Source organism: Bosea sp. (in: a-proteobacteria) (genome assembly GCA_023910605.1).
Taxonomy (GTDB): domain Bacteria; phylum Pseudomonadota; class Alphaproteobacteria; order Rhizobiales; family Beijerinckiaceae; genus Allobosea.
In genome coordinates this window covers 3310117-3334907 of sequence record JAAVVV010000001.1, presented here as the reverse complement: position 1 = coordinate 3334907, position 24791 = coordinate 3310117, and the positions used below count along the sequence as shown (strand labels likewise).

Genomic DNA, 24791 nt, shown 5'->3' with positions numbered 1-24791 from the left:
TGCAAATGGCGACATTTTTCGACGAGATGGAAGCCCGCCCGCCCGAGGCGCGCGAGGCCGAGCTGCTGGGACGGCTCGAACAGGCGATCGCCGCCGCGCAGGCCACGCCCGGCTATGCGGAGCGGCTCAAGGGCATCGATCCGCACGACATCAAGTCGCGCAAGGCGCTGGCCGCGCTGCCCATCCTGCGCAAATCCGACCTGCCGGCCCTGCAAAAGGCGCATCCGCCCTTTGGCGGCTTCGTGCCCGGCCCGCCCGGCGAGTTCGGACGCCTCTTCACCTCGCCCGGGCCGATCTTCGAGCCCGAGGCGGCGAAGCCCGACCCGTGGGGCGCGGGCCGGGCCTGCTTCGCGGCCGGGCTGCGCTGCGGCGACGTGGTGCTGAACACCTTCAGCTACCATATGACGCCCGGCGGCTTCATCTTCGATTCGGGCGCGCGGGCGGCAGGCTGCGCCGTCATTCCGGCGGGCCCGGGCAACACCGAGCAGCAGCTCGAGGTCATCAAGGCCTTCCAGCCGACCGCCTATGCTGGCACGCCGGATTTCCTGAAGATCCTGATCGAGGCCGCTCGCGCGGCCGGAAAGCCTCCTGCCTTCACCAGGGCGGTGGTGTCGGGCGCGGCCTTTCCGCCCTCCCTTCAGGCATGGGTGAAGGAGGCCGGCGTCGACGCCTACCAATCCTACGCCACAGCCGATTTCGGCATCATCGCCTACGAGACCGCCGCCCGCTCCGGGCTGGTGCTGAATGAGAGCGTCCTGCTCGAGATCGTGACCCCAGGCACGGGCGATCCGGTGGCGGATGGCGAGGTGGGCGAGATCGTCATCACCAGCCTTGATCCGCGCCACCCTCTGATCCGGCTCGCGCTGGGCGACCTCACCGCGATCATGCCGGGCCAAAGCCCATGCGGCCGCACCAATATGCGGATCAAGGGCTGGATGGGACGCGCCGACCAGACCGCCAAGATCAAGGGCATGTTCGTGCGCCCCGAGCAGGTGGCGGAAATCGCGCGCCGCCACCCCGAGATCGCCAAGCTCAGGCTGGTGATCGGCCGGGCCAACGAACTCGACACCATGACCCTGCGCGCGGAACTCTATGACGAGCCGAAGGGCTTCGTCGATGCGCTCTCGGCCACGCTTCAGGGCGTGACCAAGCTCAAGGGTCAGGTGGAGCTGGTGCCGCTCGGCGCCCTGCCCAAGGATGGCAAGGTGATCGCCGACGAACGCCCGGTGGGATGAGCGCGCCCTTCACAGGGGCGTCTCCAGCGCCTACATTGACCAGGCGGGGCTGCCCGGTTCGTCAGGGAAATGTATCCCCGGGCCCTTATTGATCCGTCCGGGAGCTGTTCCTGACCTGGCCCGTGGGCCAGGACAAACGGCGCCCACCTACATTGTAGGTGTCCCGGGATCGAAAACCCAACGGCCATGGCGGCTCCGCAACCTTCCCTTCCTGCCGGCGCTCGCTGTCAGCCGGCCTGTTCTCCTTCAAGGGCGCCGTCATGGCCGATGCCACCGCAAAATCCATCCTGCGCGCCGCCGCTGCAGCACGGCGCGACGGGCTGGAGCTGGATGACCGGCTGGAGTGGGATCAGGAAATCGCCGAGCGGGTGCTGGGCCTCGACCTGCTGGGCGGCATTGCGGGGCCTGTCGCGGCCTACTGGCCGATGCGATCCGAAGCGGATCCGCGTCCGGTGATGGTGGGGCTCAAGGAGCGCGGCGTGCCGCTGGCTCTGCCCGCGATGCTTCGGAACGTCAGCGCCTTTGCCAGCGAGCTCACTTTCCGGCAGTGGACGCCCTGGGAGCCTATCGTGCCGGGCGGCTTCGGCACGCTGGCGCCGCCCGAGGACGCGCCGGTCGTGCAGCCCGCCGTGCTGATCGTGCCGCTGCTCGCCTTCGATGTGAAATGCCGGCGCATCGGCTACGGCAAGGGCCATTACGACCGCGCCATCGCGGCTCTGCGGGCGAGGGGGCCGCTTCTCGCCATCGGCGTCGCCTATGCGGCGCAGCAGGTCGAGGCCGTGCCCACGGAGGCGCATGACCAGCATCTCGACGCCATCGTCACGGAGGCGGGGGTGCTGAGGTTCCCCTGAACCTGTCGGGCGCATTCCGGTTTCCCGCAGTGTCGGGCTGATGCGTTGACGTTTCGGCGTGACGGGCCCATGTCTGCCTTCCAGTCATGGGCCGGTTTGCGGTCCTTGGCAGCCAGATGTCTTGCCACCTTCCTGCAGCCGAGCGCCCGTCCCCATGCGTCTTCTTTTCCTTGGTGATGTCGTGGGCCGGCCTGGCCGTGTCGCGCTGGCGGAGCGCCTGCCTGACTTGCGCCAGCGCTGGAGCCTCGACTGCGTGGTGGTGAACGGCGAGAACGCTGCCGCGGGCTTCGGCATCACGGAGGCCATCTGCAACGAGATCCTCGATGCGGGCGCCGATGCCGTGACGCTCGGCAACCATGCCTGGGACCAGCGCGAGGCGCTCGTCTTCATCGAGCGCCAGCAGCGCCTTGTGCGCCCTGCCAATTATCCGCCTGGAACGCCCGGCCGGGGCGCGACGATGATCGAGACACAGGCAGGGCAGCGCGTGCTGGTGGTCAACGTGATGGGACGGATCGAGATGGAGCCGCTTGACGATCCGTTCCGCGCCGCCGAGGAGGCCATCGCGCAGGCGCCTCTCAGGGAGGTGGTGGACGCGATCGTGCTCGACGTGCATGCCGAGGCCACCTCCGAGAAGCAGGCTTTCGGCTGGCACTTCGACGGCCGCGTCTCGCTCACGGTCGGCACCCACACCCACGTCCCCACCGCCGACACGCGCATCCTTCCCGGCGGCTCGGCCTACCAGACCGATGCCGGCATGTGCGGGGACTATCAGTCGGTGATCGGCTTCGACAGGCACGAGCCGATCCGGCGCATGATCCAGAAGACGCCGCTCCAGCGCTGGGAGCCGGCGGGCGGGGACGGCACGCTCTGCGGCGTGGCCGTGGAGATCGACGACCGCACCGGCCTTGCCGTCCATGTCTCGCCCGTGCGCGTCGGGCCTCATCTCGTCGAGCAGCGCCCCGCTTTCTGGGAGGCATGAGCACGATGGCACCGATCAGCCACAGCGCCGCCGAGCATGAGCATGCGCGGGCCAGCGCCATCCTGCGCAGCCTCGTCGACAGCACGCAGGCTGACAGCATCAGCATCGGCGACATGGTGGCCGCCTTCGGGGAGCGGGCGTTCGGGCTGCTCCTCATCCTGTTCTGCCTGCCCAACATGGTGCCGGTTCCGGGCATCGGCGCGCTGTTCGGCGTGCCTTTGCTGCTCATCGCCTTCCAGATGATGCTCGGGCGGCCCAAGCCCTGGCTGCCGCGCTCGATCGAGGCCAAGACCATGCAGCGGGCCACGCTGGTGCGGATGGTGAGCGCAGTCGAGCCGCGCATGAAGCGCGTCGAGGCTATCCTGAGGCCGCGCTGGACCTTCCTGTTCTCCCCGGTGATGGACCGGGTGATCGGCCTGTTCGCGGCGCTGTGCGCCGTCTCCATCATCATTCCTTTTCCGGGCACGAACTTCCCGCCGGCGGTGGCGCTGATCCTGATTTCCCTGGCGGTGGCGCAGGAGGACGGGGCCTGCCTGGCGCTTGGCGCGGCCATTGGCTTCGTGGGGTTGACTTACACCACCATCGTGGTGGGCGGCCTCGCCTATGCCGGCATCCTCGCGCTCATGGGCATTGTGGCCTAGCGCGCGGCGGTGCTTCCAACACGGCGCGCCTTTGCTATAAGCCGGCTCGGATTTGCGTTTCGCCAGCGCGGGGCAGGGGCCCGCGCCGGCGCAAGATGGAGGCTCCGATGGCCGGTCATTCCCAGTTCAAGAACATCATGCACCGCAAGGGCAAGCAGGATGCGATGCGCTCCAAGCTGTTCGGGAAGCTGGCGCGCGAGATCACCGTCGCCGCCAAGCTGGGCATGCCGGACCCGGCGATGAACCCGCGCCTGCGGGCGGCCGTCATCGCAGCGCGGGCCGAAAACATGCCCAAGGATAACATCGAGCGGGCCATCAAGAAGGCTTCTGCCGGCGAAGGCGAGCAATATGACGAGGTGCGCTACGAGGGCTACGGGCCAGGCGGCTGCGCCCTGATCATCGAGGCGATGACCGACAACCGCAACCGCACCGCCTCCGACGTGCGCTCCTGTTTCACGAAGGCCGGCGGCAACCTCGCGGAAAGCAATGCTGTCGCGTTCATGTTCGACCGGATCGGCGTTGTGGAGTTCGACGCCGGCGCGGCGAGCGCCGAGGCGATGCTCGACGCCGCGATCGAGGCCGGGGCCGACGACGTGACATCGAGCGAAGACGGCCACGAGATCGTCTGCGAGCAGAGCGTGCTGGCCGAGGTGTCGCGCGCGCTCGAGGAGCGCTTCGGCGAGCCGCGCAAGTCGAAGCTGATGTGGCGGCCGCAGAACATGATCGTGGTCAATGACGAAGCCGGCGAGAAGCTGATGAAGCTGATGGACCAGCTCGACGAACATGACGACGTGCAGCACGTCTATGCCAACTTCGAGATTTCCGACGCGCTCATGCAGAAGCTCTCCGCGTGAGCCTCATCGGCCCAGCCAGCCATCCCAGAGCGGCAGGCTGGCCAGGGACGCCAGCGCGATCACGGCATAGGCGATGCGCCGGAAGGTGACCTCGCTGGCGATCCGGTAACCGGCTGAGCCGACGGCCACTGCAAGCGCGTAGATTAAAGCCAGCGGCACGGCCATTGCCGCCGCTTCCCAGCTGAACAGGCCCTTCCACCAGCCCAGCGCGCCGGAGAGCACGGTGGACAGGCCGAAATACAGCATCAGGTCATGACGCATCTGCAGCGCCGACTTGGCCTGCGCGCTCAGCCAGAAAATGGCCAGCGGCAGGCCGCCAAGCGCGGCCAGCCCATTGGCAAGACCCGAGAGCCCGCCGACGCCAAGGGACAAGGGCAATCCCGGGCGTCCCTTCCAGCGCCAGCCGCTGGCCAGCACGGCCACGGCCGCCGCGATGACGACGGCGACAAGCCAGCGCAGCAGGGTCTGGTCGAACGCAACCAGCATGGCGAGCCCGATCGGCAAGGTCAGTGCGGCGCCGGCCAGCAGCGGCAGCACCTCTCGCCACGCGGCGCGCGACGCCGAGCGCGCGCCGAGATAAAGGCCGACTGGCGCGTCGATGCAGAAGATCAGCGCATAGGCCAGCTGCAACGGCGCCACCGTGCCGGCGAGCGGCATGAACACCATGGCGAAGCCGAAGCCGGTGAAGCCGCGCACGAGCCCGCCGGCCAGGGCCGCGAGCGCGAGCATGGGCATGGCAGGGTCGGCGAGGGGGGCCGCGAGCAGGGCTAGGAAATTGCTGGGCACGGCGGCTCTGCGGATGCGGACGGAACTGCGGCCTTGCAGGTATGATTGCCTGATGACCCAACCGATTCGCATCCTTGGCATTGATCCCGGCTTGCGCAAGACGGGCTGGGGCATGATCTCCCAGCAAGGAACGCGGCTGTCCTTCCTCGGCTGCGGAGCCGTGACCAGCGACAGCGCGCTTGGCATGGCCGAAAGGCTGCGCCAGCTTCATGACGGGCTTGCCCGCATCATCGCCGAATGGACGCCCGACGAGGCGGCCGTGGAGGAGACCTTCGTCAACAAGGACGCGCAGGCCACGCTGAAGCTTGGCCATGCGCGGGGCGTGGCGCTGCTGGTTCCCGCGCTTGCGGGCCTGTCCGTGGCGGAATATGCTGCCAACGTCGTCAAGAAGACGGTTGTCGGCGCGGGTCATGCAGACAAGCGACAGGTAGGCGTGATGATCAAGGTCCTGCTGCCAAAGGCGGAGACGAAGACCGAGGATGCCGCCGATGCCCTGGCCGTTGCGATCACCCACGCCCAGCACCGCGCCTCTCGGGCACGACTTGACGCCTTGTTGCGGTAGCGCCATGTCAAGCATCAAGGTTTTGTGGCCCGGCCGTGTTCGGAGCGCTGCATGATTGGCAAGCTGAAGGGGCAGATCGACTTCTACGGCGAGGATTTCATCATCGTCGACGTGCATGGCGTGGGCTATGTGGTGTTCTGCTCTTCGCGCACGCTGCAGGCGCTGCCGCAAGCCGGCGAGGCCGTGACGTTGTGGATCGAGACGCAGGTGCGCGAAGATGCGATCCGCCTTTTCGGGTTCCGCAACGAGATGGAGCTCAACTGGTTCCGCCTGCTGCAGAGCGTGCAGGGCGTCGGCGCCAAGGTGGCGCTGGCGATCCAGTCCACGCTTGATCCTGGCGCGCTGGCGACGGCCATCGCCACGGGCGACAAGGCGCAGGTGGCGCGCGCCAATGGAGTCGGCCCCAAGCTGGCGCAGCGCATCTGCATCGAGCTCAAGGACAAGGCTCCGGCTTTCGGCATGGTCGATCCCGCGCTGATGCAGCTGTCTGGCGCGCTGGAGGCGAGATCCCTGCCGCGCGCGGTGGGAGACGCCATCTCGGCGTTGACCAATCTGGGCTATCCGCAGGCGCAGGCGCAGAGCGCCATCGCAGCAGCCGTGACGGCGCTGGGGGATGGTGCGGAAACCGGACAGTTGATCAGGCAAGGTTTGAAGGAATTGGCGAAATGACCGCCACGAAAGGCCGCGCCACCGACGCTGCCATAACAATCGCTCCGTTCGCGGAGCGGGACATCGCACGCCAGCTGGTGAAGCGGAAATGGGGCACCGATGCCGTGGTCATCGGCGGCAAGGTGCGCTCCGTTGACGACATGGCGCTGCTTGCGGCTCGCGATCCGAAAGGCGTGCTGCTGGGCGTGGCCTATTACATCCTCACCGATTCCATCGCCCTTCTGGGGGCGATCGTCGCGACGGAGGCGGGCGGCAGCGGCGCCGGCTCGGCCCTGTTCGAGGCTGTGGCGGCCGAGGGACGCCAAAGGGGCTTGCGCAAGCTGCGCGCGGTCACCACAAACGATAATTTTGAGGCCATGCGCTTCTACCAGAAGCGCGGCATGCATTTCATGACCTTGTTCCCGGGCGGCATGAATGCGTTCCGCGCCTTCAGGCCGCAGCTGATTTCCGAGGGAAGGCACGGGATTCCATGCCGGGACATGCTCGAACTGGAGATGGATCTTTGAACGGGCTGGCTGGCTTGCGCGCTTGCGCAAATAGCGCCAAACAGCGTCGATGAGCGACAAGGAACGCCCCGGCATCCTCAACGCGGCCAAGCGCGAGGCCGACATCGACCTGTCGATCCGGCCGCTCGCGCTCGGCGAGTTCATCGGCCAGCAGCAGGCCCAGGACAATCTAAAGGTCTTCATCCAGGCCGCGAAGACGCGGGGCGACGCGCTTGACCATGTGCTGTTCGTGGGCCCGCCCGGCCTTGGCAAGACAACGCTGGCCCAGATCGTGGCGCGGGAGATGGGGGTCAACTTCCGCTCCACATCAGGGCCGGTCATCGCCAAGGCGGGTGATCTTGCCGCCCAGCTCACCAATCTCGATGAGCGCGACGTGCTTTTCATCGACGAGATCCACCGGCTGAACCCGGCGGTGGAGGAAATCCTTTACCCGGCCATGGAGGATTACCAGCTCGACCTCATCATCGGGGAGGGGCCGGCGGCGCGCTCGGTCAAGATCGACCTGCCGAAGTTCACGCTCGTCGGCGCCACGACGCGCGCGGGGCTCCTCACCACGCCGCTGCGCGATCGTTTCGGCATCCCCATCCGGCTCAACTTCTACTCGGTTGAGGAGCTGGAGCGCATCGTCGTGCGGGGCGCGCGCGTGATGGGCATGGGCATGGCCGAGGATGGCGCCAACGAGATCGCCCGGCGCTCGCGCGGCACCCCGCGCATCGCCGGGCGGCTGCTGCGGCGCGTCCGCGATTTCGCCATCGTGGACGGGGCGGAGCGGATCACGCGGCCCATCGCCGACAAGGCGCTGTCGCTGCTCGATGTCGACTCGATCGGGCTCGACGTGATGGACCGGCGCTATCTCGTCATGGTGGCCGAGAAGTTCGGGGGCGGGCCGGTCGGCATCGAGACCATCGCGGCGGCTCTGTCGGAGCCGCGCGACGCGATCGAGGACATCATCGAGCCCTTCCTGCTGCAGCAGGGCTTTCTCCAGCGCACGCCGCGCGGCCGGCTGCTCACCGGGGCGGCCTTCCGCCATCTGGGCATGGCGGAGCCGCGCCGCGACGCCGCGCAGTTCGGGCTGTTCGGGGATGAGGGGGAATGAGCGGGGCGGGCCCCCACCTTCTCCCCGTCCGCGTCTATTACGAGGACACTGATTTCTCCGGCGTGGTGTATCACGCTTCTTACCTGCGCTTCCTCGAACGGGGCCGCACCGAACTGTTGCGCGCGCTCGGCGTGGCGCAGCGCGAACTGCATGAGGGCGATGTCCAGCTTGCCTTTGCGGTGAGGCGCATGAGCCTGGAGTTCGTGAAGCCGGCCGTGATGGACGACCTCCTCACCATCGAGACGACCCCTGTTCTGGCGCGCGGGGCCACGATGGAGCTGAGCCAGCGCGTGCTGCGGGAACAGACGCCCCTCGTCACGGCGCTGGTGACGGTGGCCTGCGTGGGCGCAGGGCGTGCACGCCGCATCCCGGAGGCGCTGAGGCGGCGGCTCGGGCTTGCCGACGCGCATGGGCCAGGCTGAATGCAGCCGCAGCCCGATGCTGCGCCGATGCAGCCGGGTCATGTCCGGTTCAGGCAAGGCGCGGCATGCTGGCGCATCATCGGTCGATCCTAACCGGACGTTAACCCTGATGGGTGCTTAACTTGGTCAACTGCCGGATGGATAAGGTCCGGACCGGTTTCAGCGCCCTTCTTTCGCCGGATTCGGGCGTGACATGGTCCGGGCTCCAACCTCCCCGGAATCGATCAACCGGTTCTGGCCCGCTGGCCGCGCCTGCTGCGCCGTGGTCCAGGGCACCCAAGGACGTGACACGATGACCCCCGTCGAAATCGCCCAGGCACCCATCGACATGTCGTTCTGGGCGCTGTTCATGCACGCTCATCTCGTCGTCAAGCTGGTGATGATCGGTCTGATCGTCGCCTCGGTCTGGTGCTGGGCGATCATCGTCGACAAGACACTGCTCTATCGCCGCACCCAGGCGGCCATGGACCGCTTCGAGGAGGTGTTCTGGAGCGGCCAGTCGCTCGACGAACTCTACCGCACGCTCTCCGGCAAGCCGGTCTCCGACATGGCGGCCGTCTTCGTCTCGGCCATGCGCGAGTGGAAGCGCGCCTTCGAGAATGGCGGGCGCTCGGTGGCCAGCCTGTCGCAGCGCATCGACAAGGTGGTGGACGTGACCATCCAGCGCGAGCAGGAGCGTCTGGAATCCAGGCTGCTGATCCTCGCCACCATCGGCTCATCCTCGCCCTTCATAGGCCTGTTCGGCACGGTGTGGGGCATCATGACGGCTTTCCAGGCCATCGCCGTTTCGAAGAACACCTCGCTCGCCGTGGTCGCGCCGGGCATTGCCGAAGCGCTGCTGGCGACGGCGATCGGCCTCTTCGCGGCCATCCCGGCCGTCATCGCCTATAACAAGCTCCAGGCTGACGCCGCCAAGGCGACGGCGCGGCTGGAAACCTTCGCCGACGAGTTCTCGGCCATCCTGCAGCGGCAGATCGACGAGCGGCTGGCGCCGCGCGACGCCCGCGAGATGGCGGCCTGAGGAGCGCGCGCGATGGGCATGTCGGCAGGATCGGCGGCACAGGGGGGCGGGCGGCGCCGACGCGGCCGGGGCCGCCGCCATGCGCCCATGAACGAGATCAACATGACGCCGTTCATCGACGTGATGCTGGTGCTGCTGATCATCTTCATGGTCGCGGCGCCGCTGCTGGCGGTGGGCGTGCCGATCGACCTGCCTCAGACGGCGGCCAAGCCGATCAACATCGATCAAAAGCCCGTGACCATCGCCATCGACGAGAAGGGCCGCATCTATCTTCAGGACCAGGAAGTGCCGGAGGCCGAGCTCGTGGCGCGCCTGACGGCTGCCGCCAAGGCTGGCGTGGATGAGCGCATCTATGTTCGCGGGCACAGGCAGGTGGATTATGGTCGGGTGGCGACGGTGATGGGCGCGGTGACGGCAGCGGGCTTCAAGAAGATCGCCCTCGTCACGGACAGCGAACAGAAAAGGTAACGCTTTTGCGTTTCGGCAGGTTCTTCTCCAGGCAGGAGCCAGGGGTCGCGGTGTCCGCGCTCGGGCACGCGGCCGTTCTGGTCGCGGGCCTCGTCGCGGTTGGCTCCGCGCCGCAGCCGTTCCGCAATGCCGAGGAGTCCATCGCCGTCGAGATCGTCGATCCCTCCGCGCTGAACGAGATCATGAAGGGCGAGCGCTCCGCGCAGGCTGTTCAGGAAACCCCGCGCCCCCGCGCCGAGCGCCAGAGCGAGGTGGTCGAGCAGAAGGACCCAGGCCAGGCGCAGCGCGACGCGCCCTCGCCGCCGACGCGGCCCGCAAACCTTCCCACCGCCGAGCGTGACGAGGTGGCTCCTCCCGCTGCCGCGCCGGTGGCGCGTCCGGCGCCCGCGCGGCAGGCGGCCCGTGCGGAGCCCGAAAAGGCCGAGGCGCCGCCTGATCCGAAGCCGCGGGAAGCCGCGAGGCCTGAACCGAAGCCCGAATTGCGCCGCGACCAGCTTGCGGCCCTGACCGAGCAGGCCGAACTCCAGGTCCGGCGCGAACGGGCCGCAGAGGAGGCGCGCGCGGCCGCGCGCGCTCGCGCCGAGGCGGAAGCGAGGGCGCGCCAGCAGGCTGAAGCCGCAAGGGCGCGCGCCGAGGCGGCCGCCAGGGCCAAGGCCGAGGCCGATGCGCAGGCGCGCGCCGAAGCGGATGCCCGCCAGAAGGCCGAGGCGGAAGCGCAGGCCAGGGCCGAGGCCGCCGCCAGGGCCAAGGCTGCCGCCGAAGCCCGCGCCAGGGCCGCCGCCGAGGCCAAGGCGCGGCGTGACGCGCAGCTGGCGGCGCAGTTCAACCCCAACGACATCTCGAAGCTGCTGGCCTCAAAGGAGCCCGCGCAATCCACCGGCTCATCGGGCCGGGAGGTCAATCGGGTGGCCTCGCTCGGCACCGAGCGCGGCAGCGCCCAGCGCATGAACCCCAACATGCGCTCGCAACTCATCGGCATCATCAAGGAGCAGCTCGAGCGCTGCTGGAACGTGCCGGTGGCGCTGCAAGGCTCGCAGCGGCCGCCTGTGCCGTCCATCCGCGTGGCGCTGAACCAGGACGGCACGCTTGCCGGCCAGCCCAGCATCGCCAATTCATCCTCCGACCCGCTTTTCCGGGTCGCCGCCGAGTCCGCCCTGACCGCGACGCGGCGTTGCACGCCGCTGCGAATTCCGGCGCAATTTGCGCCTTTTCACAGCGACTGGCGCGACGTTGTCGTCAATTTCGACGCGCGCGCAGTGCTCTGACACCGACAAGGTCCACATGATGCTGTTATCGAGCCCCCTTGCCCCCCCCTCCGGCGCCGGTCTGTCGCGCCGCAACGTGCTGCTTGGATCCGGCGCGGTCCTCGCCGCCCATGGCCTGGGCGTCTCGCCGGCCATCGCGCAGCTCGTGATCGACCTGCAGAAGGGCAGCTTCCAGCCCATGCCCATCGCCATCGCCGACCTCAGCGGCGAAGGAGACATGGGGCCGCGCATTTCGGGCATCATCACCAACAACCTCAAGCGGTCGGGCTATTTCTCGCCGCTGCCGCGCGAGCGCCATGCCGAGCGCACGCCCGCCTTCGACGGCGTGCCGAACTTCGCGGCCTGGCGCCCGACCGGCGCGCAGGGACTGGTGGTGGGCCGCGTGGTGCGCGAGGGCGCCCGGCTGCGCTCACAGTTCCGCCTCTGGGACGTGACCACAGGCCAGCAGCTCGCCGGCCAGCAGTATTTCACCGATCCGAACAACATGCGCCGCGTCGCGCACATCATCTCGGATGCGGTCTACACCCAGATCACGGGCGTGGGCGGGTTCTTCGACACGCGGGTCGTGTTCGTCGATGAATCTGGACCCAAGGAGAACCGGCGCAAGCGCCTCGCCATCATGGACCAGGACGGCGCGAATGTGCGCTATCTGACCAACGGCGATGTCTCGGTGGTGACGCCGCGCTATTCGCCAGTGTCGCAGGATGTGACCTACATGGCGCAGCGGCTCGGCGAACAGCCGAGGGTTCATGTCATCAACATCGAGAGCGGCACGCGGCAGGTTGTCGGCAACTTCCCCGACATGACCTCGAGCCCCCGCTTCTCGCCGAACGGGCAGACCATCGCGCTATCGCTCCAGCAGGGAGGCAACAGCAATCTTTACGCGATGAACCTCGGCTCGCGCTCCACCACGCGCCTGACCGATACGGCCGCGATCGACACCTCGCCATCCTATTCGCCGGACGGCTCTCAGATCGTGTTCGAGAGCGACCGGGGCGGCTCGCAGCAGCTCTACGTCATGGCCTCATCAGGGGGCGGAGCCAAGCGCATCTCCTTCGCGCAGGGCTCGTATTCCCAGCCGGCCTGGTCGCCCAAGGGCGAGCTCATAGCCTTCACCAAGCGCACCGGCGGCGGCTTCGCCATTGGCGTCATGCGCCCCGATGGCTCCGGAGAGCGGCTGCTGACGGAAGGATTCCACAATGAATCCCCCACCTTCGCGCCCAATGGCCAGTATCTGATGTTCTTCCGCGATCCGGGCGGGCAGTCGGGCGGCAAGCTCTACATGGTCGACATCACGGGCCGCGTCGAGCAGCCGGTGCAGACGCCGGCTTTCGCCTCCGACCCAACCTGGTCGCCGCTGCTCACCGAGGCGCGGTCCTGAGAAAGGGGCGCGCAACGGCAAGGATTGGTTAACCATCCGCCGCGAAGCCGCCATTTTGACATGATTTTGCAAGGGCTCATTTAGGTTGACGCGACATTGATGAGGCATGAGGCGTTTGTGTCACAGGCGCTCCCCATCATCGTTAATCCGGAGTTTCCACCATGATCATGTCCCTGTTCGCAGGCGCCCGCGCCGCCAGGTTCGCCGCCGTGCTGTTCGGCGCGCTCGCGCTCGGCGCCTGCGCCCAGACGCCCACCACTGACGCCAATGCCGGTTTCGGCGCCGGGGGCGCTGCGACGCCGGGCAGCGCGCAGGATTTCGTGGTCAATGTGGGCGACCGTGTGTTCTTCGAGTCCGACTCGACCGATCTGACCGCCGTTGCCACCGCCACGCTGGACAAGCAGGCCCAGTGGCTCTCGCGCTATCCGCGCTACTCGTTCACCATCGAGGGCCATGCCGACGAGCGCGGCACCCGCGAATACAATTTCTCGCTGGGCGCCCGTCGCGCCCAGGCAGTGCGCGACTACCTTGCATCGCGCGGCATTGCGGCCACCCGCATGCGGATCGTGTCCTATGGCAAGGAGCGGCCGGTGGCGGTGTGCAACGACATTTCCTGCTGGTCGCAGAACCGGCGCGGCGTGACGCTGCTGGATGCGGGCGCCGGCGTGTGACCGCCCCGTCATTCGGCTGATGTTCAGGGCGACCGGCGCAGCTTCAGCGCCGGTCGTCTCATTTTCGACGAAGGCGTATCCTTGTGCTAACCGCGGTCGCCGCCCCGGCGGCTGGACTTGACATCGGCAGGGACTGAGCATGCGATCAACTGGACTGTGCTTGCGCCGCACGGCGCGTTGGCTGGCGGCGGGGCGGCTTGCGCTTGGCCTTGCCGCGCTTGGCCTCGGCGCATCGGCGGCTTGGGCGCAGGACCCGGCCGAGGCGCTGGTGCGGATGAACCGGATGGAGAACACGATTCGCCAGATGTCGGGCCAGATCGAGCAGTTGCAGTTCGAGAACCGCAGGCTGGCCGACCAGCTCAAGCGCTTTCAGGAAGATGTCGAGTTCCGCCTGAACGAGCGCAGCGGCGCGCGGCCCGCGCCGACGCCCGGAGCCGCCGCCCAGCCGGCCAACCGGCCGCGCCGCGGCGATGCCTTCGATCCTGAATCCCAGCCCGGCTTGGCCGGCGCGCCGCGCCCCCTTGGCGCCTCGCCGCAGACCGGGATCATCGACAATGGCGGCCCCGGTTCGGGCGCGCCGCTCGACGTGTCGGGCCGGGCGCCCCCGCCGGCCGCGCTCACGCCTGCGCCCCGCACCGGCCCGAGCGTGGCGGCGACCTCCATGGCGACGCCGCGGGAGATCTATGATTCGGCCTTCGCTGCGATCAATGCGCGGCAATACGAGCAGGCCGAGATGGGCTTTCGCCAGTTCCTGCAATCCAACCCGCGCGATCGGCTGGCGCCCAATGCCATCTACTGGCTGGGCGAGAGCTATTTCCGCCGCAATCAGCACAAGGACGCGGCCGAGCAGTTCCTTAAGGTCACCACGGACCATTCGCGCACGGGGATCGCGCCCGAGGCCATGCTCAAGCTCGGCATGTCGCTGAACGCGCTGGGCGCGCGCGACCAGGCCTGCGCCACCTATGCGCAGCTTGGCGTGAAGTATCCGCAGGCCGCGCAGGCCGTGCGGCAGGGGGTGGACCGCGAGCGTCGCCGCGCGCGCTGCGACGCCTGATGGCGTGCGAGGCTGGAGCGGAAGCGCTGCCGCTTCAGCACCCGGAGGCGGAACGCCTGCTGGCCGGCCTCGATGAGGGACCGTCCGTGCTGGCCGTGTCAGGCGGAAGCGATTCGACCGCGCTGATGGGGCTGGCCGCAGAGCGCCGCGCAATCGCCATCGCACGCGGCTTTGCATGCGCTGCGCTTCATGTCGCGGTGGTCGATCACGGGCTTCGCGTGGGATCGGCCACGGAAGCGGAGCGGGTGTCCGAGCAGGCAAGGCAATGGGGACTGCCTTGCGCCGTGCTGCGCTGGACGGGCGACAAGCCCGCGCGCGGGCTGCAGGAAGCGGCGCGCAAGGCCCGCTACGGGCTGCTCGCAGGGCACGCGCGCTGCCTCGGGGCAAACACCATCGTCACCGCACACACGCTGGATGATCAGGCCGAGACGCTGCTGATGCGGCTGGCGGCGGGTTCGGGACCGGGCGGCATGGCGGGAATGCGCCAGCGCTCGCCGCTGCAGGAGCTTGGGCTGCTGCGGCCCTTCCTCAGCGTGCCGAAGCACAGGCTCGTCGCCACCTGCATCGATCGCGGGTGGCGCTGGACGGAGGACCCTTCAAACGCCGATCCGCGCTTTGCGCGCGTGCGGTGGAGGCGGCTTGCGCCGCTGCTGGAACGGGAGGGGCTCGATGCGCAGCGCCTCGCGGCCTTCGCGCGGCGCTGCGCGGAAGCGGATGAGGCGCTGGAACTGGCGGCGCAGGCCCTGCTGGCGGCCAGCCTGGCGCTGTCCGGCCAGGCGCTCCGGTCGGCGGCAGCGGCCCGGCCGCTGGACATGCGCGCGCTGAGCGCGGCGCCGGCTGCCTTGCGCGTCCGCGCGCTTGGCCAATTCATCGCCATGCAAGAGCCGGAGCAGGGGGCAGGGCCGCAGGACGGGCCCGGGCCTCGCCTCAGCCGGCTCGAAGCGCTGGCGCAAGCGCTGGACGAGGCCTGCCTGTCTGGCAGCGGCCTGCGCCGCACGCTCGGCGGCCTTGTCCTGACGCTCGACGGGCAGGGCCTCCTGCATGCTGCGGCCGAACCGCCTCGCCGCAGGGGGCTTCGTCAACCCTGTCTGAGCCCAAGCCTTGGCAAGGCAGGCCCTCGCACCTAAATATGTGGACAGCGCATGCGCCTGAACCGGGCGCACGCAGATCGGATGCGGACATGAACCCTAACTTTCGTAACTTCGCTGTCTGGCTGGTGATCTTCCTGCTGGTTCTGGCGCTCGTGACGCTCTTCCAGAGTCCGGGTTCGCGCACGCCTGAATCGAACATCGCCTACAGCCAGCTGCTGAGCGACGCCGAATCGGGCCGCATCACGACCGTGACGATTTCCGGCCAGGAGATTTCCGGCACCTACACCGATGGCCGCACGTTCACCACTTTCGCGCCCTTCGATCCGGGCCTGGTGTCGAAGCTGCAGCAGAAGGGAGTGCAGATCACCGCCCGGCCGCAGACCAACGAGACCAACTGGCTGATGACGCTGCTCATCAATCTTCTGCCGATCGCGCTGCTTATCGGGGCCTGGATCTTCCTGTCGCGCCAGATGCAGAGCGGAGCGGGCCGCGCCATGGGCTTCGGCAAGTCCAAGGCGAAGCTGCTGACCGAGGCGCATGGCCGCGTGACCTTCGATGACGTGGCCGGCATCGACGAGGCCAAGGAAGACCTTCAGGAAATCGTGGAGTTCCTGAAGGACCCGCAGAAGTTCCAGCGGCTGGGCGGACGCATTCCCCGCGGCGTGCTGCTCGTCGGCCCTCCCGGAACCGGCAAGACCCTGACCGCGAAGGCGGTGGCGGGCGAGGCCAATGTGCCCTTCTTCACCATTTCGGGTTCGGACTTCGTCGAAATGTTCGTCGGCGTGGGCGCGAGCCGCGTGCGTGACATGTTCGAGCAGGCCAAGAAGAATGCGCCTTGCATCATCTTCATCGACGAAATCGACGCTGTCGGCCGACATCGCGGCGCCGGCCTTGGCGGCGGCAATGACGAGCGTGAGCAGACGCTGAACCAGCTTCTCGTGGAGATGGACGGCTTCGAGCCCAATGAAGGCATCATCATCATCGCCGCCACCAACCGGCCTGACGTTCTCGACCCAGCGCTGCTGCGCCCGGGCCGCTTCGACCGCCAGATCGTGGTGTCGAACCCCGACGTGGTCGGGCGTGAAAAGATCCTGCGCGTGCATGTGCGCAAGGTTCCGCTCGGACCCGATGTCGACCTCAAGGTTCTGGCCCGCGGCACGCCCGGCTTCTCGGGCGCGGACCTGATGAACCTCGTCAACGAGGCGGCCCTGTTGGCGGCGCGGCGCAACAAGCGCATCGTCACCCAGGCCGAGTTCGAGGATGCCAAGGACAAGGTGATGATGGGCGCCGAGCGCAAGACGCTGGTCATGACCGAGGACGAGCGCCGCCTGACCGCCTATCACGAGGCCGGGCACGCCATCGTCGCCTTCAACGTCCCCGCCACGGATCCCGTGCACAAGGCCACGATCATTCCGCGTGGCCGTGCTCTCGGCATGGTCATGCAGTTGCCCGAGCGGGACAAGCTCTCGATGAGCTTCGAGCAGATGACGTCGCGCCTGGCCATCCTGATGGGCGGCCGCATCGCCGAGGAAATGATCTTCGGCAAGAACAAGGTCACGTCGGGCGCGCAGTCCGACATCGATCAGGCGACGCGGCTGGCCAAGATGATGGTGACGCGCTGGGGCTTCTCGCCCGAGCTTGGCACCGTGGCCTATGGCGAGAATCAGGACGAGGTCTTTCTCGGAATGTCGATGGGCCGTCAGCAGAACGTCTCGGAGGCCACCGCGCGGACGATCGACTCCGAAGTGCGTCGCCTTGTCGAGGGCGGTCTCGAGGATGCGCGCCGGCTGCTGAAGGAAAAGGCCGATGATCTCGAGTCGCTGGCTCAGGGTCTGCTGACCTATGAGACCTTGTCCGGCGACGAGATCCGCGACCTGCTGGACGGCAAGCCACCGGTCCGCGACATCGACGCCGCGCCGCCCACGCGAGGTTCGGCCGTTCCAGCAGCCGGGCGCGGCAAGCGCAAGCCCAGCCCTGATTCAGGCATGGAGCCGCAGCCTCAGGCGTGAGCCCGGACCCGGGATGCAGGCCCTGTTCATTGTCAATCTCATGTCTTCGCCCGGCCTCGCAAGAGCCGGGCGATTGACTTTCACGACCCGCGCCCGTTCATCGTCGATGTCGCTGCGCCTGCCCCACCCCGCAGCCATGCTTGTGCTTGAAACAGTCGCTTACAATTTTTGAACACCTGATGCCCATTCTGTTCCTGTACACAGACGGGCGGTGGAAGACACCCGAACCGGCCCTTTGCGCCGGCCAGGCCCGCAAGGACAGACATAATGCCTCGCAAGTATTTCGGGACCGATGGTGTGCGCGGCCGCGCCAACAAGGTGATCACGCCAGAGCTGGCGCTCAAGGTCGGGCAGGCGGCGGGCCTGGCCTTCAGCCGGGGCGATCATCGCCATCGCGTGGTCATCGGCAAGGACACTCGGCTTTCCGGCTATATGATCGAGGCGGCGCTCCAGGCCGGCTTCACCTCGGTCGGCATCGATGTGCTGCAACTGGGCCCCATTCCGACGCCCGCCGTGGCCATGCTGACCCGCTCCATGCGGGCAGATCTCGGCGTGATGATCTCCGCCTCGCACAACCCGTTCGAGGACAACGGCATCAAGCTGTTCGGCCCCGATGGCTACAAGCTATCCGACGAGGTCGAGCATGAGATCGAGGCGATGGTTGACAGCGACCTGAGCGCTCGTCTGGCGAAATCCGTGTCGCTGGGGCGGGCCAAGCGCGTCGAAAGCGTGCATGCGCGCTACATCGAGTTCGCCAAACGGACCTTGCCACGGAACATGTCGCTGGACGGATTGCGCATCGTCGTCGATTGCGCCAATGGCGCGGCCTACAAGGTGGCTCCTGAGGCGCTTTGGGAACTTGGCGCCGAAGTGATCTCCATCGGCGTCGAGCCCGACGGCTTCAATATCAACCGCGACGTCGGCTCCACCTCTCCCGATGCGTTGATCCGCAAGGTCAAGGAGTTCCGGGCCGACATCGGCATCGCGCTGGATGGCGACGCCGACCGCGTGCTGATCGTCGACGAGACGGGGCAGGTGGTCGATGGCGACCAGCTCATGGGCGTGATCGCCAAGAGCTGGCGCGATGACGGGCTGCTCTCCGGCTCAGGCGTCGTCGCCACGATCATGTCCAATCTCGGGCTGGAGCGCTATCTGAACGGCATGGGCCTTTCGATGGCCCGCACGGCCGTGGGCGATCGCTACGTGCTGGAGCACATGCGTGAGCACGGCTTCAATGTTGGCGGCGAGCAATCCGGCCACATCATCCTGTCGGATTATTCGACCACAGGCGATGGGCTGGTTGCGGCCCTGCAACTGCTTGCCGTGGTGCAGCGCTCCGACAAGCCGGTGAGCGCGGTCTGCCACTGCTTCGAGCCTCTGCCGCAGATCCTGAAGAACGTGCGATACAAGTCGGGTCATCCCCTGCAGACGACATCGGTGGTTTCTGCCATAGACGATGCGCGGGCGAAGCTTGGCAACTCAGGCCGTCTGGTGATCCGGCCATCCGGCACAGAGCCGGTGATCCGGGTCATGGCCGAGGGCGAGGACCGGGACCTGGTCGAGCGCGTGGTGGACGACGTGGTCGACGCCGTGACCAAGGCCGCCGCCTGAAGGCGCTGCGTCCCTGCAACCAAACCGGAAAGTCGCGATGCCAGGAGGCTTGGCTTCGGCGCGTGCTCGGGCAGCAAACCTGCGTGTCTCCATCTCTCGTGGTTAAACGTTAGGGTTAAGCCGGCTTTAACCGTTAGATCCCATAGTGATCCTCACCGGGCGTTCGTATTCGTGCCGTGCGCCATTCCAACCGTTGAGGATCGAATCATGAGCAGCCTGAAAGTTCTTGCTGTCGCAGGCGCAGTGGTTGTCGCCGCCGCCGCTCACGCCCAGGCGGGCGACCTGTCGGCTCCGCCTCCGCCGCACGCCTATGACGCGCCGCTGCGCGGCACGGTGTCGGCCGGCGGCCTTTACCTTCGCGGCGACATCGGCGTCGGCATCACCAAAATCAAGAAGTTCGACTCCGTAGGCTACGCCAACAGCTCGATTGGTGGTCTCGTCTTCTCCCAGCAGCAATACCCGACCCCGACCATCATCGGCCTTGGCGTGGGCTACAAGTTCAACAACTGGTTCCGGGCCGACTTGACCGGCGAGTACCGCGCTGCCTCGGCCTTTGGATACACTGACAGGTTCAACCGCCTGGCGCCGCTGGCCGGCAGCCAGACGAACACCTTCCGTGGCAACATGGCTTCCTCGGTGTTCATGGCCAACGGATATGTCGACCTCGGCACGTTCTGCGCTCTGGGGTGCCTCACGCCCTTCCTTGGCGCCGGCATCGGCGTCGCAGCGCACAGCGTCAGCGCGCTGACCGATCAGGGCATCGTTTTCGACGGCGTCGGCATCAGCCCGACGCTTGGCCTGTTCGGCGGCAAGACCACCACCAGCCTCGCCTGGGCACTGCACGCCGGCCTCGGTTATCAGGTCAACCAGAACCTGACGCTCGAAGCCAGCTATCGTTACCTCAACATGGGACACGCGCAGAGCGGCCGCGGCTCCAACCCTTTCGTACCGAGGGACAATTACGCTCCGATCAAGCTGCGTGACATCGACAGCCATGATTTCCGCCTCGGCATGCGCTGGGCGCTGAACGGCAACTGCTGCGGCTCGCCGCCGCCCGAGCCGGTCTTCGCTCCCGCGCCGATGGTGCGGAAGTTCTGATCCAGGTCCAGCCGGACAACTGACGAAGGCGCGCCCCCAAGGCGCGCCTTCTGCTTGGCGACCATCTGCTTCAGGCCGGCCCTCGCCTTGCATTGGACTTTCGGCGCCTGGGCGCAATCCCGATTGACGAAAGGGCCGCGCTCACCTATCCCCATCAGCGGGTCATCTCCCCCCAACGGGAGACACCCATCTGTGAGGATGGAGAACATCGATGGCTACGAACGCCCCTGCGGCGCTGCTGCGTCCGCGCGTGCCCAATTTTTCGTCCGGTCCCTGCGCCAAGCGCCCCGGATGGTCCCTGAAAGCCTTGAGTGACGCGGCGCTCGGCCGCTCCCACCGTGCCAGGATCGGCAAGGCGAAGCTGAAGCTTGCCATCGACCTCACCCGCGAGGTCCTGCAGGTTCCGGCCGATTACCTGATCGGCATCGTCCCCGCGTCCGATACCGGCGCCTACGAAATGGCGATGTGGACCATGCTCGGCGCGCGCCCCGTGACCATGGTCGCGTGGGAGAGCTTCGGTGAAGGTTGGGTGACGGATGCGGTCAAGCAGCTCAAGCTCGCCGATTGCCAGACGGTCACCGCCGCCTATGGCGAACTGCCGAACCTTCGCAAGATTGACACCAGGAACCGCGATGTCTGCTTCACCTGGAACGGCACCACCTCGGGCGTGCGCGTGCCGGATGCCGACTGGATTGCGGCCGACCGCGAGGGCCTGACCTTCTGCGACGCCACCTCCGCCGCCTTCGCGCAGCGGCTCGACTGGCCCAGGCTCGACGTCACCACCTTCTCCTGGCAGAAGGCGCTGGGCGGGGAGGCGGCCCATGGCATGCTGATCCTGAGCCCCCGCGCCGTGGCCCGGCTCGAAAGCTACAAGCCGTCCGTGCCGCTGCCGAAGATCTTTCGCCTGACTTCGGGCGGCAAGCTCATCAAGGGAATCTTCGAGGGCGAAACCATCAACACGCCCTCCATGCTCTGCGTCGAGGATTACATCGATGCGCTCAACTGGGCGAAGAAGGTGGGCGGGCTCGACGGGCTGGTGAAGCGCGCCGACGCCAACACCCGCGCCATCGCCTCCTGGGTCAGGAAGACCCCCTGGGTCGATTTCCTGGCGGTGAAGGCGAGGACCCGCTCCAACACGAGCGTGTGCCTGAAGTTCACCGATCCGGCCGTGACCGCGCTCGGCCCCGATGCGCAGGCGAACTTCGCCAAGGGCATCGTCGCCTATCTCGAGAAGGAAGGCGTCGGCCTCGATCTCGGCCACTACCGCGATGCGCCTCCGGGCCTGCGCATCTGGTGCGGCGCCACCGTGCAGACGCGCGATGTCAAGGCGCTGCTGCCCTGGATCGAAGCGGCCTTCGCCGCCGAGAAGGCGAAGCTGGCCAAAGCCGCCTGATCCACGCTGTCATTCCGGGGCGCGGGCGCCAGCCTGCGAGCCCGGAACCCATGAATCCCTTTTCCCGATTTGAAATCCGCTCGCCACCGGCCCCGATGACCGTGGTCATGGGTTCCGGATTCCGCCTGAGGGCGGTCCCGGAATGAAGGCCAGCGCAACCCATCACAAGGTGCTCACATGCCCGCTCCCAAGGTCCTCATCTCCGACGCCCTCTCGCCCGCCGCCGTGCAGATCTTCAAGGATCGCGGCATCGACGTGACCTTTGATCCCGGCCTGGGCAAGGACAAGGACAAGCTCGCCGCCATGATCGGCGATTATGACGGCCTCGCCATCCGATCGGCCTCCAAGGCCACGGCCAGGCTGCTTGAAAGCGCGACGAAGCTGAAGGTGATCGGCCGCGCCGGCATCGGCGTGGACAATGTCGACATTCCGGCCGCCACGCAGCGCGGCATCATCGTGATGAACACGCCGTTCGGCAATTCCATCACGACCGCCGAGCACGCCATCGCCATGATGTTCGCGCTGGCCCGCCAGATTCCCGATGCCGACCGCACGACGCAGGAAGGCAAGTGGGAGAAGAACAAGTACATGGGCGTTGAGCTGACAGCCAAGACGCTTGGCGTGATCGGCTGCGGCAACATCGGCTCGATCGTCGCGGACCGCGCCGTCGGTCTCAAGATGCGGGTCATCGCCTTCGATCCGTTCCTGACGCCCGAGCGCGCCGTGCAGATCGGCGTCGAGAAGGTCGAGCTGGATGATCTGCTCGCCCGCGCCGACTTCATCACCCTGCACACGCCGATGACGGAGAAGACCAGGAACATTCTCTCGCGAGAGGCGCTGGCCAGGACGAAGAAGGGCGTTCGCATCATCAACTGCGCGCGCGGCGGCCTTGTCGACGAGGAGGCGCTGGCCGATGCCATCAAGGCCGGGCATGTCGGCGGAGCGGCGTTCGACGTGTTCACGGTGGAGCCTGCCGAGAGCAACCCGCTCTTCGGCCTGCCGAACGTGATCTGCACGCCGCATCTCGGCGCCTCGACCTCCGAAGCGCAGGAGAACGTCGCGCTGCAGGTGGCCGAGCAGATGAGCGACTATCTGCTCAAGGGCGCGATCACCAACGCGGTCAACTTCCCCTCGATCTCGGCGGAAGAGGCTCCGCGCGTGAAGCCGTTCGTGGCGCTGGCGGAAAAGCTGGGCTCCTTCCTCGGCCAGCTTACGGAAAGCTCCGTGAAGGCTATCCGGATCATCTATGAAGGCAAGGTCGCCGAGCTCAACGTCAAGCCGATGACCGCAGCCGCGATCGCGGGCGTGCTCAGGCCCTTCCTCTCGGACATCAACATGGTCAATGCCCAGGCGATCGCCAGGGACAAGGGCATCACCGTGGACGAGATCAAGCGCGAGTCGCCGGGCAATCTCGAAAGCACGATCAAGATCATCGTCGAGGCCGAGGACATGCCGCGCCATGCGGTCGGCACGGTGCTGTCGGATGGCGTGCCGCGCATCGTCGAGATCCGCGACATCAAGGTCGACGCCGCCTTCGCGCCGCACATGATCTATATCCGCAATGACGACAAGCCGGGCTTCATCGGTGCCTTCGGCTCGCTCCTGGGCGAGGCGAACGTCAATGTCGCCACCTTCAACCTTGGCCGCGACAAGCCGGGCGGCGACGCCATCTGCTATGTCGCGGTGGACAGCCGCGTGGACGATGCGCTGCTGAAGAAGATCGAGGCCATCCCGCAGGTGAAGCGCGCGCGACGCCTCGCCTTCTGAGACGAATGGGCGCGCTTGCGATCTTTCGCAGGCGCGCCATGTCTCCTGCATGACAGCCATGCCCCCCTCCGATCCCGCCGCCGCCTGCGCCGTCTACTATGATGGCGGCTGCCCGGTCTGCTCGCGCGAGATCGCGCTGTATCGGCGGCTCAGCGACGGCGCGCCAGATCGCCCGGCCTTCGAGAATATCGCAAGCGATGATGCGAGCCTCCCTGAGGGCGTGGGCCGCGAGGCTGCGCTGGCGCGCTTCCATGTGCGGCTTGGCAGCGGGGAGATCGTATCGGGCGCAGCAGCCTTCATCGCGCTCTGGCGGGCGACGCCGCGCTTCAGGCTGCTGGGGCGCATTGCGTCGATCCCGCCCGCGCCCTGGGCCCTGGAGCTGGCCTATCGCGGATTTCTGAAGGCGCGGCCGCTCTGGCGCAAGAGCTGAGCCTCTCTTCAGGCCCGGTTGCGCTCCGCCAGCCAGATCCCGCCAAGCACCAGCGCCAGCGCCACCGCGTGGTAGGCCGCGAAGGGCTCTGCGATCAGCACGACCGCGAGGATCGCGGCCCAGATCGGCACGAGATTGACGAACAGGCCGGCGCGGGACGGCCCGATCAGCTCCACGCCGCGCATGAACATCAGCTGCGAGGCGATCGAGGGACCAACCGTCACATACAGCACGAGCAGCCAGCCCTTGGCGTTGGGCCAGAGCACCTGACCGGCAGCGATCTCCCAGCCGAGCAGCGCCAGCGAGCCGATGCAGGCCACTATGGCGAGGCAGGTGAAGAAGACCAGCGCCGGCAACTGGGGACGGCGGCGCAGCGCCAGCGTGTAGCCGGCATAGAAGGCGCAGGCGGTGATCATGAGGATGTCGCCCTGCGCCACAGCCAGCGTGGAGAGCGCCGCAAGATCGCCGCGTGCCGCGGTGAGGGCCACGCCGAGCATCGTCACCAGGACCCCGACGATCTGGAGCGGCGTGAGCCGCGCCCCATGCAGCGCGAAGGCGCCGGCCATCACCATGACCGGGATCGCGCCCTGGATGATGCCCATGTTGATCGCGGTCGTGGAATGGCCCGCCAGATACATCAGGGCGTTGAACAGGGTGAAGCCGATGAAACCCATCCAGACCAGCTTCGGCGCATTGGCGCGGATTGTGGGCCAGTGCGCCACAAGCTCCTTGCGGAACATCACGGGGAAGATCAGCGCCACGCCGACCCAGCGCAGTGAGGTCAGCGCCATCGGCGACACATTGTCGATGGCGATGCGGCTGGCAATGGCGTTGCCGCCCCAGAGCAGGGTGGTCAGCGCGAGAAGCAGATAGGGGCTGGCCCAGGCACGGCGGGAGAGCGTGGTCAGCGGCATGGCGCAGTCCGCCTGAG

General features: G+C 67.4%; 25 protein-coding genes and 1 other RNA gene. 24 read left to right on the top strand and 2 right to left on the bottom strand.

Going from position 1 to position 24791, the window contains the following annotated elements:
* Positions 1-5 precede the first annotated feature (5 nt).
* From HEQ16_16085 to HEQ16_16060, 6 genes are all read left to right on the top strand, one after another.
* Positions 6-1235: a phenylacetate--CoA ligase gene (locus HEQ16_16085; GenBank protein ID MCO4055535.1), complete on the top strand. Its 1230-nt coding sequence runs from the start codon at positions 6-8 to the stop codon at positions 1233-1235.
* 43 nt (positions 1236-1278) lie between these two features.
* Positions 1279-1435: non-coding RNA, 6S RNA (gene ssrS / locus HEQ16_16080), on the top strand.
* 60 nt (positions 1436-1495) lie between these two features.
* A complete protein-coding gene (locus HEQ16_16075) occupies positions 1496-2086 on the top strand; it encodes a 5-formyltetrahydrofolate cyclo-ligase (GenBank protein ID MCO4055534.1) in 591 nt (196 codons plus the stop codon).
* A 154-nt stretch (positions 2087-2240) separates the two neighbouring features.
* Positions 2241-3065 carry a TIGR00282 family metallophosphoesterase gene (locus HEQ16_16070; protein MCO4055533.1) on the top strand — a complete coding sequence of 275 codons (825 nt, stop codon included), beginning with the start codon at positions 2241-2243 and terminating at the stop codon, positions 3063-3065.
* Positions 3066-3070: 5 nt separating this feature from the next.
* Positions 3071-3706 (top strand): exopolysaccharide biosynthesis protein, encoded by a 636-nt coding sequence (locus tag HEQ16_16065; protein ID MCO4055532.1) that lies wholly within the window; start codon positions 3071-3073, stop codon positions 3704-3706.
* 107 nt (positions 3707-3813) lie between these two features.
* Positions 3814-4560 carry a YebC/PmpR family DNA-binding transcriptional regulator gene (locus HEQ16_16060; protein MCO4055531.1) on the top strand — a complete coding sequence of 249 codons (747 nt, stop codon included), beginning with the start codon at positions 3814-3816 and terminating at the stop codon, positions 4558-4560.
* A 3-nt stretch (positions 4561-4563) separates the two neighbouring features.
* Here the strand turns inward: HEQ16_16060 and HEQ16_16055 are convergent, their stop codons facing one another.
* Positions 4564-5346 (bottom strand): TSUP family transporter, encoded by a 783-nt coding sequence (locus HEQ16_16055; GenBank protein MCO4055530.1) that lies wholly within the window; start codon positions 5344-5346, stop codon positions 4564-4566.
* A 52-nt stretch (positions 5347-5398) separates the two neighbouring features.
* Here HEQ16_16055 and ruvC point away from each other — a divergent pair, with 52 nt between their 5' ends.
* From ruvC to HEQ16_15965, 18 genes are all read left to right on the top strand, one after another.
* Positions 5399-5908 (top strand): crossover junction endodeoxyribonuclease RuvC, encoded by a 510-nt coding sequence (gene ruvC / locus HEQ16_16050; protein ID MCO4055529.1) that lies wholly within the window; start codon positions 5399-5401, stop codon positions 5906-5908.
* Between the two features lie 51 nt (positions 5909-5959).
* Positions 5960-6577 carry a Holliday junction branch migration protein RuvA gene (ruvA, locus tag HEQ16_16045; GenBank protein MCO4055528.1) on the top strand — a complete coding sequence of 206 codons (618 nt, stop codon included), beginning with the start codon at positions 5960-5962 and terminating at the stop codon, positions 6575-6577.
* Positions 6574-7083 (top strand): GNAT family N-acetyltransferase, encoded by a 510-nt coding sequence (locus HEQ16_16040; GenBank protein ID MCO4055527.1) that lies wholly within the window; start codon positions 6574-6576, stop codon positions 7081-7083. Before ruvA ends, HEQ16_16040 begins: the two co-directional genes overlap by 4 nt.
* A 49-nt stretch (positions 7084-7132) precedes the next feature.
* A complete protein-coding gene (gene ruvB / locus HEQ16_16035; protein ID MCO4055526.1) occupies positions 7133-8179 on the top strand; it encodes a Holliday junction branch migration DNA helicase RuvB in 1047 nt (348 codons plus the stop codon).
* Positions 8176-8601, top strand: a complete 426-nt coding sequence (gene ybgC, locus HEQ16_16030) for a tol-pal system-associated acyl-CoA thioesterase (protein MCO4055525.1) — start codon at positions 8176-8178, stop codon at positions 8599-8601. Before ruvB ends, ybgC begins: the two co-directional genes overlap by 4 nt.
* A 292-nt stretch (positions 8602-8893) precedes the next feature.
* Positions 8894-9622, top strand: coding sequence for a protein TolQ (gene tolQ, locus HEQ16_16025; GenBank protein ID MCO4055524.1), 729 nt, complete (start codon positions 8894-8896; stop codon positions 9620-9622).
* 12 nt (positions 9623-9634) lie between these two features.
* Positions 9635-10090, top strand: a complete 456-nt coding sequence (gene tolR, locus HEQ16_16020; protein MCO4055523.1) for a protein TolR — start codon at positions 9635-9637, stop codon at positions 10088-10090.
* Positions 10091-10095: 5 nt separating this feature from the next.
* On the top strand, positions 10096-11355 hold the full coding sequence (gene tolA, locus HEQ16_16015; protein ID MCO4055522.1) for a cell envelope integrity protein TolA: 1260 nt from the start codon (positions 10096-10098) through the stop codon (positions 11353-11355).
* Positions 11356-11371: 16 nt separating this feature from the next.
* Positions 11372-12736 (top strand): Tol-Pal system protein TolB, encoded by a 1365-nt coding sequence (gene tolB / locus HEQ16_16010; protein MCO4055521.1) that lies wholly within the window; start codon positions 11372-11374, stop codon positions 12734-12736.
* Positions 12737-12903: 167 nt separating this feature from the next.
* A complete protein-coding gene (gene pal / locus HEQ16_16005) occupies positions 12904-13407 on the top strand; it encodes a peptidoglycan-associated lipoprotein Pal (protein MCO4055520.1) in 504 nt (167 codons plus the stop codon).
* A gap of 139 nt (positions 13408-13546) precedes the next feature.
* Positions 13547-14461: a tol-pal system protein YbgF gene (gene ybgF / locus HEQ16_16000; GenBank protein ID MCO4055519.1), complete on the top strand. Its 915-nt coding sequence runs from the start codon at positions 13547-13549 to the stop codon at positions 14459-14461.
* Positions 14461-15588 (top strand): tRNA lysidine(34) synthetase TilS, encoded by a 1128-nt coding sequence (gene tilS, locus HEQ16_15995; GenBank protein MCO4055518.1) that lies wholly within the window; start codon positions 14461-14463, stop codon positions 15586-15588. The genes ybgF and tilS overlap by 1 nt, the downstream gene beginning before the upstream one ends.
* A gap of 53 nt (positions 15589-15641) precedes the next feature.
* Positions 15642-17561 carry an ATP-dependent metallopeptidase FtsH/Yme1/Tma family protein gene (locus HEQ16_15990; protein ID MCO4055517.1) on the top strand — a complete coding sequence of 640 codons (1920 nt, stop codon included), beginning with the start codon at positions 15642-15644 and terminating at the stop codon, positions 17559-17561.
* 267 nt (positions 17562-17828) lie between these two features.
* Positions 17829-19172 carry a phosphoglucosamine mutase gene (locus HEQ16_15985; GenBank protein ID MCO4055516.1) on the top strand — a complete coding sequence of 448 codons (1344 nt, stop codon included), beginning with the start codon at positions 17829-17831 and terminating at the stop codon, positions 19170-19172.
* A gap of 207 nt (positions 19173-19379) precedes the next feature.
* Positions 19380-20270, top strand: a complete 891-nt coding sequence (locus HEQ16_15980; GenBank protein ID MCO4055515.1) for a porin family protein — start codon at positions 19380-19382, stop codon at positions 20268-20270.
* Between the two features lie 211 nt (positions 20271-20481).
* Positions 20482-21663 carry a phosphoserine transaminase gene (locus tag HEQ16_15975; protein MCO4055514.1) on the top strand — a complete coding sequence of 394 codons (1182 nt, stop codon included), beginning with the start codon at positions 20482-20484 and terminating at the stop codon, positions 21661-21663.
* Positions 21664-21840: 177 nt separating this feature from the next.
* Positions 21841-23430, top strand: a complete 1590-nt coding sequence (locus tag HEQ16_15970; protein ID MCO4055513.1) for a phosphoglycerate dehydrogenase — start codon at positions 21841-21843, stop codon at positions 23428-23430.
* A gap of 58 nt (positions 23431-23488) precedes the next feature.
* Positions 23489-23860 carry a DUF393 domain-containing protein gene (locus HEQ16_15965; GenBank protein ID MCO4055512.1) on the top strand — a complete coding sequence of 124 codons (372 nt, stop codon included), beginning with the start codon at positions 23489-23491 and terminating at the stop codon, positions 23858-23860.
* A gap of 8 nt (positions 23861-23868) precedes the next feature.
* Here HEQ16_15965 and HEQ16_15960 read toward each other — a convergent pair whose 3' ends face one another.
* On the bottom strand, positions 23869-24774 hold the full coding sequence (locus HEQ16_15960; protein MCO4055511.1) for a DMT family transporter: 906 nt from the start codon (positions 24772-24774) through the stop codon (positions 23869-23871).
* Positions 24775-24791: the final 17 nt, after the last annotated feature.